Below are 15401 nucleotides of genomic sequence, written 5' to 3' on the forward strand. Positions count from 1 at the left end.
CACAGACTTGGCGAGCCACGCGAGAGGGCACGATGGCAGACGAAGAGGTCAACACACCATCCGACGGGACGGACAACCTACCCGCGACCTCCGAACCCGCCCCTGGCGAGGTGGTGGTGTCTACGCAGCCCGAAGGGCTCCTGGTCGGCGGCGACCCCGAGGCCGTCGAGTCTTACCTGCAGCGGCTCACCGAGAACGCCGGATACGCCATCCAAGTCGTGGGCCTCGACAAAGCATCGCTGGGCAATGCCACCGGCCTCGCCGCCAGTGCGGCGTCGATCCTCGGGCAATCCGCGAAGTTCGTTCAGCTTCACCCCGACAGCGTCAAGGCGATTCATGCCGAGCGGCTGATCCCCGGGACGCACGGTTTCAACCGGATGATGACGCGCGGCAAAGACGGGAAGTTCCTCAGCCAGCTGCAGTGGCGCGAGACCAACGTCAACCCGGCCAAGCTCATGTCGGCACAGATGCTCGCCGTGCAGATCGCCCTCAAGACGGCGATCAGCGAGGTGGAGGACGCCGTCCAGCGCGTCGAGAGCAAGGTCGAAGAAGTCCTTCGCCTCGCGCAGGCCACCCGCTCGGGTGATGTTCTCGGCGATCGCCTGTCGATCGAGCGCATGGTCAACTACTTGGACAAACACGGATCGTTCTCGGACACCGACTGGGATTGGATCTCGAGCGTCGGACCGGGCCTGAACAGGACGGTCGAGCAGTTGCGACAACACGCTCTCGGCACGCTCAAGACCTTCGACCCCTCACGACCGATCCAGGATCGCGCCGAATTCGTCGTCAACGCCGTCGAGAACCAGCAGCTGGGCGAAACACTCAGCTTGCTCGTCGTCGCCGAGGAGTCGCTGTTCCAGTGGCAGCGGCTGCGCATCGCCCGCGTGGAAGCGACCGAGCCGCAACACCTTCAGAAGGTGCTCGACGACGCACGCGAGTTGCTCGCCCACCAGATGGCCGCCGACGGAGAGCTGTACCGGCGGGCGCAGACCGTCCTCGACGCCGTCGCGAGAACCGAGGCGATCGACGGGTTCCGCTTCTGGTCCGTCCAAGGCCTCACACGAGACCTGCCCAAGCTGCGCGAGGATCTCGACCGCTTCGCCCACGCCCGCAGGGCGCAAGCTCTCGAATGGTCCGAGATCAACGCGCCCACCCCGAAGGAGGCCCTCCAGGCCGCCGCCGACAAGGCCTCCGTCGCAGCCACGCAAGCACTCGGAGCTGCCAACGAGGGTTACACGGCGGTCAGCAACTTCCTGTCGAAGACGACGCGTGAAGGGTCAAAGCTGTTCGGCAAGCGACCATCCCGCGAGCAGTCGGACGAGGAGTAGTAGTTTCACGGCACGCTGCCGTGCCGACACTGCACCGCCATCGGCGGCGCGTCGCCGAGCAGCTTTCCCACTGGCGCAAGCCCATCGTCGTCGCGCAGGGCGACGACCGGCGGTAGCGACAGCCGCACCTCGACGATGGTCGCCCCCTCCCCGGGCGCCGTTCGACACCCGAACGCCACCCGCTCCCCCGTCCCCACACCGAACGCCTCGTCGACGTGCGCCCGAACGGCGGCGAGCGTCAACCGGCCGCCGGCCGCATCGCGCAGCACCGGGTCCAGGACTGTGCGCGCCTCATCGGTCAAGGCGGCCGCATCGCCGAAGTACGTGTCCGGCGCGACGCCCGCACAGGTGCCGTGGGTGTACCACTCGTGATGCACCAGCGATGTGGTGTTGACGGTGGTCGACCCCAGTTGGCTACGAACTCCGTTCGACAGCTGCACCGGCGGCAGCGCGGACTCGCGATCGTGGAACTGTTGCGGCACAACGCAATACTGGCGGTCGCGCGGCTGCGGCCACAGACCGTGCAGGAGAAGTGTCTGACCTGTGCTGGTCACCTCCCCGGACTCACACGCCGCGTTCTCCGGTTCGGCGGTGCAGAAGCTGGGCGCCCAGGTGAGCACCAGCCAACTGGAGGGGGTGCCGTCGGACACCAGCGCGGACGGGTTCGGCGCCTTGTCGAGCGCGGTGACGCTGTAGGTGACGGCGGCGACGACGACCGCGGCCAGCGCCGCGGAAATCGACAATACGGCTACGTCGCCTCGCCGCATGGTGCACCCTTTCACCAGGGAGGGCAGCCGTCAGCGCGCTGCACGGCAACAGCGTCTCACAGCAATGCGCCGGCGTTGCGTGATCGCCGACGAAAGGTGCTGCGGACGTGTGGGCGTGGCCGGGTACCTCGCGGTGAACGACATCGACCGCTGGTTCGAGCGCACCGGCCGCCGCCAGCACCGCACGGTGTCCCTGTACGGCTGCCTGCTGACCGGCGGGATGTTCGAGTACTTCCGATACCGCCTGCGCTACGCGCTGCTCGTCGACGGCGCGACCTTCGTCGTCCACGTCGCCGAGTTCCTGATCATCCTCACCAGCCTCGGCGGACTCGCGGCGTTCACGGTGATGATCCTGCGCGTCGGCAGCCTCATTGTCAGCGGTGCCTGGTGGGGACTGCTCGAGGTGATGCGCGAACGCCTGCGCGGACTCTCGCTGACCCGTGACCGCGACGCCGTCGAGCGCGAGATCAGCAGCTGGCTGGTGCTGTCGCTGATCGTGGCGACGGGTGTGGCGGTCGCCGGCGCGGTGGTCGTGCTGTCACTGCTTCCCTCTGATGGCGATCCGCTCGGGCTGCTGTACGCCTTCCTGGTCGTCGTCGAGCTCGCGCTCCGAATGCCGGTGCGGGTGTTGCATTCCGGCATGTTCGCCACCCGACGGATCTACCGACCGCTGTGGACACTGTTCGCCCCGACCGCGGTGCAGATCGTGGTCATCGGCGCCGGGGTGTTCTTCTACCCCGCCGCCGCAGTGGTCATCGCGATCATCGCCTCCAACGCGCTCTCGATCTGGATCACCATCCACTTCACCCTCCGCCTCTACCGCCTCAACGGCGTCTCACCGAGACCTCGGGCCGCGCGGTCGCTGCGGGATCGGCTGCCGCGCTTCGCTGTCCGGCAGGGTTTCGACGCGACCGCGGCCGGACTGGGCCTGCGGCTCGACGCGATCGCCGTCCTCGCGATCGCCGGGATCTACGGCACCAGCACCCGGTCCTTCGACCTGACCGCCGGGTTCGAGGCCTGGCGCGACATCGACGCCTTCCAGTTCTTCTACCTGGTGCTGCCGCTGCTGCGCGGCGCCTACGAGGCGACGGCGGTCTTCTACTTCGATTTCGTTCGGCTGCGGCGTATTCCGGCGCTGCGCGAGTACCGGGTGTGGTTCTTCCACCGGCTGCTGATCGTCACGCCAGTGGTCACCCTGTACTTCTGGGGGCTCGCCGTGGTGTTGGGACTGTTCGTGTTGCCCGGCATACCGTTCACGTTCCTGCTGGCGCTGCTGCCGTTGTTCATCGTGCGCAGCTTCATCGGCACCTACCAGGTCCGGTTGTTCGCCGAGGGGCAGTTCAGCGCGCTCAACCTCACCATCGCGTTCTCGGCGGTGCTGTTCGCGTTGGTGTGGATCGACGCGAACCCGGCCTCGGATCTCGTCGAGCTCACCGCGGCGATGATCACGCTGCTGATCGTGCACATCAACCTGCAGCACCTGCGCGACCGCACCCCACCATCGCCCACCCAGCTGCCGCTCGGCGACTGGATCCGCGCGCTGGCCGCCGAACCGGGGCCGGTGCGTGCCGGGACGATCACCGTTCCGGAGTGGATCCCGGAGCGGCAGCGGGCCGCCGCGATCGATCTCATGCGGACGACGTTAGCGGACAACGGATGTCTGGCGTTCTTTTCGGCGACGACGCTGATGTTCTACACGCGCGGGGACCTCGCGCTCGAGCCGCATCTCGAGGTGCAGACCGCCACCGGCGGCGCCGCCAATCGTGGCCAGTATTGGCGGGAGCCGGCCCCTGACGGATGTTCGGCGCTGGAGCGCATCATGACCGCGCAGTGGCTCAAAGGCATGGCGGGCATGCCGCGGGAGCCGCAGAGCCCGGAATGCCTCGCGCCGGAGTTCCTCAAGATCTTTCCCGACGGGATGGTGGCGGATCTCGACACCCGCGCGGGCGCGCAGGCCATGCGCACGCTCGACGAGGATCTGGTGCCGGCGATCCTGCCGGCGGCCATGAAGAGCCTCGACGACGACGCGTTGGTGGTGTCGGTGGCCGGGCGCTGGCTCTCGCCGATCTTCCACGAGAACAAGGTGCGGATGATCTTCCTGCTCCCAACAGATCCCGAGCCGGCGCAGTTCCAGCGCTGGCTGCGGACGCTGCGGGCGTGGCGGCTCGGCCAGTGGGAGCGGGAGGTCGCCATCCGTGGCGCTTGAACCGGTCGACATCGACGACTGCTTGGTGGACCCGGCGACCTACGAGTCGACCATCCTGCGGATCTACGCTAAGCGCAACGAACGGGGCATGGGGTTCCACGACGTCGCGGACGGCGTCACGTATTTCGACGCGGCCGCCGATCGAAAGGCGTTGTCCCGCGCCATCGCCGCGAGCATCGCCGACGGCACGTACGAGCCGCAGCCGGTCGATCTGTGGTTCCTGGAGACCAACGGCAAGCGCCGCGCCGCGCACATGCCGGGGTTCGTCGACCACATCGTCGGGTCGGCGTTGTTCAAGCTGTTGTCGCACAACGCCCGCTGCTACGGCCTGCCGGGCGTGTACTCGTATCTGCCGGGGGTGACGAACGTGGGTGCCATGCGGGCGTTCGCGGCGTTCATCCGTGCTCACCGGGAGCGGGTCGGGCCGAGAGGCGGGCCGCTGTACGTGCTGCAGTCCGATTTCGAGAAGTACGGCGACAATCTGCCGGTCGGGCCGGATGCCGCGCTGTGGAAGACCCTGCGAGAGGTGGCGTCGCTCGGCGCTTCTGGCGGTGCAATCAGCAGTCGCGCTTGGGATCTGATCACGGCACTGATCCGGCCGGTGGTGCGCGACGAGGACGGCACCGAATTCACCCGTCTCAACGGGGTCGCGATGGGGACGCCGCTGGTGCCGGTGCTCGGGAATCTGGCGGTGGTGCCGATGGACCGGGCGATCACGGACATCGACGGGGTGTTCTACGCCCGGTACAACGACGACTTCATGGTCGCGCATGTGGATCTAGCGGTGCTGCATGAGGTGGACAGCCGGATCGACGAGTTGGTTACGGAACTAGGTGTGAAGCGGAAGCTGAGCAAGGAGTTGCGGACGGCACTGTCGGTGCACGGTCGGCCGTGCGAGGTTGATCCCGCGTACCGCGGGCGGGACAGGATTGACTGCCTGGGCATGTCGGTGACGGCGGCGGGGACGGTGACGTTGGGCCCACATCGGTTGCGCCGCCTCATGGCTCGGATCGCGGCGCGGATCGACGCCGTGGCACCGACGTTGTCGGGGATGACGGTGCGGGAGCGCGCCGGTCACCTCGTCGCGGCGACGAATGTGATGTTGGATGTCACCAGTCCGTTCGCGGTGGCAGGCTTGTCGGCGGTGCTCGACACGGTGACCGATCGGGGGTCGCTCAAGGATCTGGACTACCGGATCGCGCGGAAGATCGCCCAGGCGGCGACGGGGACGCCGCGGGTGCGGGGGTTCCGGCAGCTGCCGCCGGAGGTGCTGTATCGGGAGATGGGGCTGGTGTCGTTGGTGGCGCTGCGGAATGCGCGGTGATCTTGTGTACTTGTCCGTGCGCGGTTAGGTTGAGTCAGGCGCGGAACCCGCACGAGTGCGGTCACTGCGAGAGACCACAGAGGTTGCGGCTTTCGGTCTCTCTTTTTCGGCGTTTTTCCCCGCGCCTCTTACTTTGGTGTGCGGTGGGCTTCGCCGCACCAGTGACGATCGGTCGGGACTGCCTCAAATTCCACCTCGGGATTATGAAGACTGCTTCGGCACACCGCAATACTGCTGTTCGCGGCTTCGGCCACAGACCCCGCGCAAGAAACGTCTGCCTCGTCCCGGGTGACCTCGTCAGACCTGCATTGGGCGGTGAAGAAGATCGGCGCACGGTCTCAACGTGATAGCTCGACGATCTCACCCTTGATCGCCCACTGCGAATCGACCGGTTCGGCGATGATCACCTCGCCGGCAACACAGAGATGATCCGCGGGATCCCATTTGACGCCGCTGCGGTACGGAGACGCGAGCCGTGGTACGACGCCGAGCACGGCTCGGCGTTGATCGAGCAGGCAACGCTCGATCTCGTCCGGCGCTGCTGGTAGATCTTTCACCAGACGAACCACCACCTCCGGCAGCACCGACTCATCGGTGTGGGCCTGGAAGGCGCAGACCACCCCGTCGACAACTCCCTTCACCAATCCGCCCAATACTCGGCGGCGTTCGATGGGCGGCCGAATCTCCACTTTGACGGCGAACGGTGTCCCGGGCGTAGCCGGTGCCTGCACCGCCACTTGGGCGTCAACACCTGCGAGTGCGAACCACACCTCTGCCAAGATCTTTTCACCGACGAAACTGCCTAACTCGGTCCAACCGAAGGACGCCAGCGTCCGCCCCGGCCGCCAATGGTCGAACGGGCCTGACCGCGAGGTGAGCGCGTAGCGGTAGCCGAACGGACGCACGCCAGCGTCGGTGGCACCGTGTTCGAAGCGAATGCCGTTGCGCCCCGCCACCCTGAATGTATCGATGTTGTACAGCAGGAGGTTCTCGATTTCGGCGTTCGCCGGCTTGTCTCCGAAGAACGTCGCGTGCAGAACCTCGTCGGCATTCGGCTTGAGCTGCCCGCAGCGACGGCGGAGCTCATTTCTCAGCTGCTGCTGCCAATCCGGCCGACGCTCGAAGCGAATGTAGTCGTCGGCCCAAGCTTCCACTATGTGGCTACCTTCAGTTGGTCCATGGACCTCGTACCGATCATCTTCCTGCGGAGGCGAACCCGCGGTATCTGGCGATTCGGTCGGCGCAGGAAAACCCGGACCGAGCGGCTCGCCCCCTGGGCGACAGGTACCGCAGGATGGGATTGGCTTACTCAAATGCTCGATCACCCACTGCTCGAGCTCGGACAGGTCGTCTGCGCACACCTTGACGTATGCCCCGGTGCACACATTTTGGCCGCAGTCGGTGGGTAGGGTGCGGCAATCGGCGTGGTGCACGCGCGCATCGCGTGGGCTGTGGCTGCGTGCGATGTTGATGACGTAGCCGTCGGGATGATCGGTCAGCCAGGCCAGATAACCGGCGTCATCGTCGCGGAACTCGCGGGCTCCGTCAGCGGGGGTGGTGTCCGACGGCACGCCCAATCCGAGCCTGCGCAGTTCCTCTTGAATCAGGTGAGCGAAGTGCGCCTGCACCGAGGGCTCCACCTCGGCCGGCGCCTTCCCGAACTGCTTCCCCCAAGCCGCGGCATCCACATCGACAACGGCCTCGATCGATATCTCCATCAGTTCGCCCATCCCCCTGGCGTCGCTCTGAATCGCGCCTGGGTCATCATCTTGCCTTCCGGCACCGACAGAACCTCGGTCAGGGGTTCGGTCTTGCCGTCAGACCTGTGGCGTCATGGACATAACAGCACTGCTCAACGGGATCGCGCGGACGTCGAGCGATACCGGTGTCGGTGGCGGCTGGCAGGATGCGCTTTCCGCGCCGGCGATCGGAGGAGGGGCCGTGATCTGGAAGACGCACTTCATCATGGCGGCCGTCCTCCGCGGGCGCATCGAGGACCATGAGCTCGACGAGGAAGATCGCGAACGAACTGCGGCCATGGCGCGGCGGCTGGCCGATCGGCTCAAGCGACGCCATCCCGGGTTCAGCTACGAGTGGTTCTTCGGCGCGTGTGGGTTGGATCATTGGGGTGAGCTCCCGCCGTCCATCCCATACCTGCGTCAGCGGGTGGAGGCGGAGCCGAACGGTGAGGAGTGAGCCCGACGTCTGAGTCGGTCTCGTCGCTCGTGAACGCGTTGTTTGCTGCTCTTGGCGTTTGGGAACCGGTCATGATGTTGGCCGGGGTGGAGCGGCCTGTTTCCGAAGCCGGGCGCTCAGGAGGGAGAACTCGTGGAGATCAGAGACGCGTTGGCCGCGTACCTTCCGAGGCGCGATGTTTCGCGGGAGAAGCAGGAGCACCAGCGGGCCGGGTTCCTCGAACGGTTCCCGCGCAGCGTATGGCCTGACCTGCCGCTCGACCGTTATGCGCTCAACACGCCGGACTACCGCAACAGCTACTCGTATCTCCTCGAATGGGGCACCCCGGACCTCGGCAGCATTTCCGGTGGCAGCGCCAAGAAGCACGTCATCTTCCGCCGCAACAGCGGCGAGTGGTCATTCCCGCCCGGCTTCGGCAGCGTCGACACGGCATGGGAAGCGCTTCGCTCCGCGTTCATCACAATGTTCGACCTCGCCGATCAGGGCGACTGGACCTCCACATCGGAGATCGACATCCTGAGAGGCGCGAGGGTCGTCCGCCTGAAGTCGCTCCACCTGTACTTCCCGGACGACGTACTCCCGGTGTACAGCCACTCACACTTGACCCACTTCGCCGGCCTCTTCGGACTCGACACGTCGGGCGACGCCATCGACGTCAACCGTCGGCTCCTCCACCATCTGGTCACCCTGTCCGAGCTCAACGGCCAGGACTCGTCGACACTCGCCCGTGTGCTGTACGCGTGGTCACCGCCGCCCGGCGCCCGCGCGAAGAAATACTGGAAGGTCGCACCCGGAGCTCGCGGACGGTTCTGGGACGAATGCCGCGAGGGCAACTACATTTGCGTCGGGTGGGACGAGATCGGCGACCTCTCGTTGTTCGATACTGAAGACGACTTCAAGACGGCTTTCACTGCGGCCTACGCCGACGAGTACAACCGCAACAAGTCCGCGATCACCCAGAAGGCCAAGGAGCTGTGGCGCCTGCGGGAGATGTCCGAGGGCGACAAGATCATTGCCAACCGGGGTACCAAGGAGATCCTCGCGGTGGGCACGGTCACCGCAGCCGGTTATCAATACCGTTCGGAGCGAGACGAATACCACCACACTGTCAATGTCGAGTGGAACCTCGGCGCAGGACGAGTGTTGGACGAGCCAGTCAAGCGGTGGGCCACCACGACGGTGGCGAAGGTACCGGCCACGAATGTCGAACGGCTCCTCAACCCGAATGTCGTCATCACCGAACCAAACGAAGACCCGACGATTACCGCCGAAGACGAACCGCGGTACACCAAGTGGAAGAAGATCCTCGAGCGCAAAGGCCAACTGATCTTCTACGGTCCCCCCGGCACCGGGAAGACACGGGCGGCCAAAGGCTTCGCATCCTGGCTGCTGCGTCAGCACTCGCCGAACGCCACCACGGAGTCACACCTGACCGAGGTGACGTTCCACGCGTCCTACGCCTATGAGGATTTCATCGAAGGCTTCCGTCCGAAAGCCGGCGAAACCGAACTGAAGTTGGAACTGCGCGACGGCATCTTCAAGCGGGTCGCAAGGGAGGCCGCCAGCCATCCTGACGAACTGCGCATCGTCATCATCGACGAGATCAACCGTGCCGACGTGCCTCGCGTCTTCGGCGAGCTGATGACGGTCCTGGAGATCGGCCGCCGTGGTCTGTCGGTGACGCTCCCGACGAGTGGTGAGAGGCTCACCGTCCCCGAGAATGTCGTGGTACTCGGCACGATGAACACTGCTGACCAAAGCATCCGCTCGCTCGATGCCGCGCTGCGTCGACGATTCGGCTTCATCGAACTCATGCCGGATCCTGACCTGTTGGCTGACACCGCCATCGACGAACTACCGCTCGACCAGTTCTTGACCGAGCTGAACCAACGTATTGCCCGAGAGGCTGGGCGCGAGCGACAGATCGGCCACTCGTTCTTCCTCGACAATGGCGCACCCATCGAATCGGCTGAAACCTTCGGTGAGGTGATCCGCAGCGACATCATCCCGCTACTGCAGGAGATCGCCTACGACGACTACAGCCAGCTCAAGAAGCTTCTCGGCAGCGCGGTCATCGACGAAGCCGGCTCACGTCTGACCCCCGTCGTCCTCGACGACGGCCAGCTCATCGCCGCACTGGCCGATGAGTACAACCTCCAGATACAATCGATACCGGAATGATCGAGCTACCGGAGCACCGGGACGTCGACCACCGGACGGCGACCATCTCGCTCGAAGAGCAGCAGATGATGGCCGACCGCTTGGGGAACCGCTTGACGGTCACGTGGCTCTCCGACCACCGGGTCAACATCCGATCGTCGTCGTGGGTGGGCACCATCCGTCTGACCCAGGATCTCGGAGTGCGGGTGGTGCCCAAGCTGGCCGGTGATAGCCTGGGTGTGCTGACAATGCTCGCGATCACCGACGGTAGCCCGCTCGCCGATCTGCCGCAGTACTTTCGGGGGCTGTCCGAAGATCCGAGTGAAGACGCCACCGAGCTGTTGTGCCGGCTGGTGGTCACCCACACCGAGAAGGTCTTAGCGCGCGGTCTCATTCGCAACTATCGCAGCCATAGTGACGATCTGCCGTTCCTGCGCGGACGTCTTGATGCTTACCGTCAGGCCACTGCGCACTTCGGGAAATTCACCGAGTTCGCATGCGACTACAACGAGTTCGATCGCGACACCGCCGACAACCACCTGCTGTTGGCCGGTGCGCGGGCGGCGCGGCGGGCAGCCGCCAACGCGCGGGTCCGTCGACGTGCCGCCGACCTCGAGCGACGCCTAGCCGATGTGGCGCCGACGATTCCAGATCCGCGCGGACTGGTCAGGACCAAATTGGTCTACGGTCGCCGCAACGCGCATTACCAAATCGCACACACATGGTGTCGATCGCTGCTCGACCTCGGCCGGCTCGAAGATCAGGACAGCGCTGCGGATTCGCCGCAAGTCCAGACATTCCTGATCAACATGAACGCCCTGTTCGAGAAGTTCGTCGAATGGTTAATCGAACGTGTTTACCCACGCGGATTCGACGTGCAGACACAGCGGCGCAATCGGTCGCTCATCACCGTGAACGGTCGCCACCGAAAGCCGATCGCGCCGGACATCGTTGTCCTGCAGGGTAGCCGGAGCGCGGCGATCGACGCGAAGTACAAGAAGTACGACGACTGGGATCTGGCACCGCCCGATGTGTATCAGCTGCTGCTGTACGCGCAGTGTTATAGCGGCTTCACTGCCGTGCCGACGTCGTACTTGATCTATCCGTCGTCGCGGCGGCGGTCCTCCCCGATCGCTGTGGAGCTGACGGTGCCGAGCGAACACGGCGCCCGAAAGGTACGGGTGCGTGCGATAGGGATTCCCCTCGCCGAGGTCGTAAACGGGCTTCGAGTCGGCGACGAGGAACCGCTTCGGTGGACCGAAGAGATGCTGCGTGCCGAACTTCCCATGGCAGCTGAAGACGCGGTAGTCGGTTGATCAAGGTGAAGTGGAGTATCGCGCGGAAGAACATGCTGCCGACACGTGACGAATGGGAGATTTGGTGAAAGTCGTTTTCCTGCACGGCATCGGGGACGGTGATCCTGGCCTGGTGTGGCTGGACGGCCTCAATCGCGGACTCGAGCAAGCCGGGCATCCGGCGGTTGACCGGCAGCAGGTGATCGCGCCGGGTTACTCCGACTGCCTGCGAGGTAATGGAGGCGATGGGGCCAAACTGCCGCCAGTGACGTACAGACCGAAAGATGACGGGATCGCTCGCCGCGAGTTCGAACGTCGTCAGGCAAGGGTCCAGCGGTATCTGTCACAGCAGGACGGCGTGCGATCGTTTGGGTTCAAGGCGATGATTCCTGAACCGGTGTGGGCGTTCGCACCTGGTGTGGTCGTGGATCACGTGTCGTTGATGGACCTGGCCCAGGTCAAGCGGTACATCCGTGACGACAAGGTGCGGGCCTGCGTGCTGACGCGGGTGATCGACTACCTGCCGACTCACGGTGACATTGTTCTGATTGCCCACAGCCTCGGATCAGTGGTCGCTATCGACCTGCTCGATCACCTGCCTCCGGATCTTCGCGTGCGCCGATTCATCACCGTGGGTAGTCCTGCCGCTATCAAAGCTCTGCATGAGGGCAGTGAACGGCTACTCAAGAAGTTCCCGTACGGCCGCGTTGACGATTGGTCGAACTTCTTCAGCGGACGGGACATCGTCACAGGTGGGCGGGGCCTGGCGAGCACCTTTCCCGGCGCGCAGGACTTCGAATTGGGCAACGTCAGGGGTCACGGCGCCGATCTGTATCTCAGCGATCCGGCCGTCGTGAAGCTGGTCGCGCACTCGCTGTATCCGACGAAGGACCTCGTTCGCGCCAGCTCAGGTGTCGCGGTGCGGATGAGCGACGGCGAGGCGTCGACGCTGCTGCTCCAGCATTTCGCCAGGGCGGTGGGACGCAATCTCAAGGACGCCGAACGCGCCGAACGCTTCCGCGCGGCTCTGCGGATCTTCCGTGACGACCTCGCCGCTCAGTTGGACCACTACGTCGCCTCGGGGCATCTTCTAGCGCCGGAGATGGAGCAGCTGAGAAACGGTCGGCTCGCTGACCTGCCGCATCGGTGGGAGTTGCACGAGGCGATCGGCGAATTGGTCGTGCTGGCGCTGACCAATTGCGTTGCGCCGTACGAGATCGATCCTGGCGAGGCGCAGATGAAGGCGCTCGAGGACATCGCTGTCGAACTCGGCTTTCGGCGCCGAATCGGAACGGTGGTCGCCGAGTCACTCGAGGAGGTGCGCAGCTGTGTGGCCGGGCGAGGAGGCGTGCCGTGGGGTCGGGTACTGACCGCTGCCGCCGGCGTCGCGTTGCTCGCGGCCGGTCCGGTCGGGCTGGCCGTCGCAGCACCTGCGGGGGTGTTTGGTGCGGCGGCTATCACCGGAGGCCTCGCAGCATTCGGGCCGGGCGGGATGGTAGGTGGCTTGGCGATGCTGAGTGGGCTAGCGGGCGCGGGTGCTGCCACGACGGCAACGGCCGTATCGGGCGGGGGCGGCGCCGGTGCTGCACCGGTCAGCCTGGAGCAGCTCATGATGCAAATCGCCATCGAGTACGCCCGCAAGAAGCTTGACCTGCCCTTTGATTCACAACTGTGGTACCAGGTGACTGACTTCGAAGGTCAACTCTCGGCGGTACTCAATCGGCTTACCGCGTTCAGCGATCCGAAATCGCCGCGGATCGCCCAACTCACCGCGACCCAGGTGGCGGTCAGCGCGCTGCTGCGGTTCATGATCGAGAAGGGCTTGTCACCGAAAGAGCTGACTGATGGTGAGGCGAGGGCTATCGAAGGGTGACACGTTTCCCGCTCGGACGCGGGCACCTAATCAAGGTGACGAAAGCGATCATGAAGACGAGTGGAACTGGGACGCTTTGGAGTCGGCTCGACGGAGGTTGCGGTTCATCGGACATCACCCTGCTTCACCCTCTGACAAAAGCCGAAAAAGACACGTGGCTATAGCGATCGAGTTCGCGCTGCGCGTCTAGAAGCGCGTCTTCAAGCGCTTGCAACTGCGTGACAGCTGCCGCCACTGTCGCGTCGCCAGCGGCCCGCTTACGCCGATAGTCAAGTCTGACCGCTTCCACTTTCGCGGTGATTTCCCGATCCAGCGCGGCGTACTTGGCATTGACGGTTGCCTGAATCTGACGCAGCTGAGGGCCTAAAGCGTCTAGGGCGGCCTGATTCTGCTTCTTTTGGTGCGCGAATTTAGCGTCGAGTGCCTTGAGCTGTTGAGGCGGCAATGCCTGTGGCGCACCGCTCTCGGCAGCGATACGTTGGCGCTGGTGCCAGTAGCTGATGCTTGAGGCTTTGGACGGACCGATACCGTGGATGGTGATCCACTTGTTCGACCCGCTGATCATAAACTGGTTCCCATTCACCGCCGCGATGTCTGCGGCGGAACGTATGCCGTAGACCGAAAGCCTGATCACCATCGTTTCGCCGATGCCGTGGATCATGCCTGGTTCGATTCGACGCGCGGCCATATAGTCACGAATGTGTTGCTCTCGAAGTAGCTTGAGTTGCTGCTGAACTTCCGCCGCCTTAGTAGTGTCCAATCGGTTCAGCGCCGCCTGGAGCGTGGTGGCGCGTTTACTCAACGCCTTGGACTCTCGCTCAATTTCAGCCTTGGATTGCTTCGATAGTTTCGCCCGCTGATTCTCGAGCTCTTGGATCGCACGTCGCTCGTCCGTGTCCAGGCCGTCGCGATCTCTTCGCGCCTTCTCTACCCGCTTCCGCTGCGACGTCAGTTCGCGATTGGCGAGCCTCACGCGCTGACGAGCGTCGGCCTGGCCGACGACGGCGTCGGACCGGCGCCAGAGTGTCCAGGCTCCCGCTGTCACCACGGTTGCCCACGTCACAAGCACCAGTCCGGCGACGAACAGGTTGAACGTTGCACCAACAGCCAGGGCGCCCAACATCGCAAGCGCGGTCAGCGCCATACTCAGCGCCTTCGTCGCCTTGCTCGGGCCGACCACACTGACGGGCGGAAGTGGCGCCTCGTGGCTCCGGAGCCAACTCGCTCCAAGACGCGTTACCGACGCCGCCGCCGCATCACCTGCGTTAATGCCGACCGGATCAGCGTTCGATTGCCGCCACCATTCAGATACCGGGGATGTTTGCGGCTGGTGCTCCACAGGTGTTGGAAGCGAGATTCGTCCATGATCGAATTCAGGGACGCTCGATGGCGAACTCGACGCCTTGAGCATTTCGGCGAGCAGACTTGCCACCTCTGCATGTGGTGATCCGAGCAAACCGAGGCGCTCGATGGCGTCAAGTGGAGGTACGAAGTCTTCCTTTCCGAACAGCAGTTTTTCGTCCCCCTCTTGGCGGAAGGTCCACCAGAGGCCCGGGTGCGCTGCCAGCGAAAGCAGCGACCCGTAGATCAGCCACGCGCTGAAACGGTCCAGGTATGGGCCGAAATCGCTGCTGGTGCGGCCAGGATGCTGGTAGTTGGCGAGGCCGAGCTCGTTTGACCCGAGATGCTGAATGGACGGCACGAACATGCCGTCGTAGTCGATGACGCGCAGCTTGCTATTCGAGTCGATCAGCAGGTTGCCGTGCTGCAGATCTCCGTGGGCAATCCCCTCACCCTGCAAGTCCTCGATACATCGCGCGAACTGCCCTGCAACGTCCAGGATTCGGTCAGGATGGCCGAGATTCGACTCGAGCCAGGGGATCAAAGTCCGGGAGTCCTCAACCCACTCCATGCGGAGAATCGGATACCAACGGCCGTCGACCATAACGCCCTGAGCGATGAACTCGAACCCCACTTGCCACGGCCGTGCCAACGAGGCCAACGCACTGTGGATGGCCTCGTATCGTGCATTCTGGCCCGGAACATCACGAGTGAAACACTTCACGGCATAGCGCTTGCCGGAAGAACATGTGATCGAGAAGACTGATGCGAAATTGCCGGATATAGCTTTCGGCATACCGAGTGAAGTCGTCTGAACAGTACCGGTTTTCAGCTCTTGGTCGTGGAAGCACGCATGAGGGTGTTGCAGGGCTTGAACGTAGTCTCCGTTCGACGGAAGAGAAGTCATC

General features: G+C 64.5%; 10 protein-coding genes. 7 read left to right on the top strand and 3 right to left on the bottom strand.

The window, feature by feature from the left end; translation table 11 throughout:
- The first annotated feature begins 32 nt into the window (after positions 1–32).
- A complete protein-coding gene (locus AU195_RS09505; RefSeq protein WP_082703007.1) occupies positions 33–1331 on the top strand; it encodes a hypothetical protein in 1299 nt (432 codons plus the stop codon).
- Positions 1332–1336: 5 nt separating this feature from the next.
- Here the strand turns inward: AU195_RS09505 and AU195_RS09510 are convergent, their stop codons facing one another.
- Positions 1337–2074: a ribonuclease T2 family protein gene (locus AU195_RS09510; protein ID WP_286149181.1), complete on the bottom strand. Its 738-nt coding sequence runs from the start codon at positions 2072–2074 to the stop codon at positions 1337–1339.
- A 139-nt stretch (positions 2075–2213) separates the two neighbouring features.
- Here AU195_RS09510 and AU195_RS09515 point away from each other — a divergent pair, with 139 nt between their 5' ends.
- Together AU195_RS09515 and AU195_RS09520 are read left to right on the top strand one after the other, a co-directional pair.
- Positions 2214–4304, top strand: coding sequence for a hypothetical protein (locus AU195_RS09515; protein WP_286149182.1), 2091 nt, complete (start codon positions 2214–2216; stop codon positions 4302–4304).
- Positions 4294–5628, top strand: a complete 1335-nt coding sequence (locus AU195_RS09520) for a reverse transcriptase family protein (protein WP_059158826.1) — start codon at positions 4294–4296, stop codon at positions 5626–5628. The genes AU195_RS09515 and AU195_RS09520 overlap by 11 nt, the downstream gene beginning before the upstream one ends.
- Positions 5629–5966: 338 nt before the next feature.
- Here the strand turns inward: AU195_RS09520 and AU195_RS09525 are convergent, their stop codons facing one another.
- Positions 5967–7358, bottom strand: coding sequence for a hypothetical protein (locus AU195_RS09525; protein ID WP_059158827.1), 1392 nt, complete (start codon positions 7356–7358; stop codon positions 5967–5969).
- 103 nt (positions 7359–7461) lie between these two features.
- On the opposite strand from AU195_RS09525, the gene AU195_RS09530 reads away from it, so the two are divergent.
- The 4 genes from AU195_RS09530 (at position 7462) to AU195_RS09545 (ending at position 13152) form a co-directional block, all read left to right on the top strand.
- On the top strand, positions 7462–7824 hold the full coding sequence (locus AU195_RS09530) for a hypothetical protein (protein ID WP_059158828.1): 363 nt from the start codon (positions 7462–7464) through the stop codon (positions 7822–7824).
- A gap of 150 nt (positions 7825–7974) precedes the next feature.
- A complete protein-coding gene (locus AU195_RS09535) occupies positions 7975–10005 on the top strand; it encodes an McrB family protein (protein WP_216636384.1) in 2031 nt (676 codons plus the stop codon).
- Complete coding sequence (locus AU195_RS09540) at positions 10002–11300, top strand: McrC family protein (protein WP_059158830.1); 1299 nt, start codon at positions 10002–10004, stop codon at positions 11298–11300. Before AU195_RS09535 ends, AU195_RS09540 begins: the two co-directional genes overlap by 4 nt.
- Before the next feature lie 64 nt (positions 11301–11364).
- Complete coding sequence (locus AU195_RS09545; RefSeq protein WP_059158865.1) at positions 11365–13152, top strand: lipase family protein; 1788 nt, start codon at positions 11365–11367, stop codon at positions 13150–13152.
- Positions 13153–13276: 124 nt separating this feature from the next.
- On the opposite strand, the gene AU195_RS09550 is transcribed toward AU195_RS09545, so the two are convergent.
- Complete coding sequence (locus tag AU195_RS09550; RefSeq protein ID WP_157531093.1) at positions 13277–15400, bottom strand: protein kinase family protein; 2124 nt, start codon at positions 15398–15400, stop codon at positions 13277–13279.
- Between the last annotated feature and the right edge of the window lies 1 nt (position 15401).

Source organism: Mycobacterium sp. IS-1496 (assembly GCF_001499995.1).
Lineage (GTDB): Bacteria > Actinomycetota > Actinomycetes > Mycobacteriales > Mycobacteriaceae > Mycobacterium.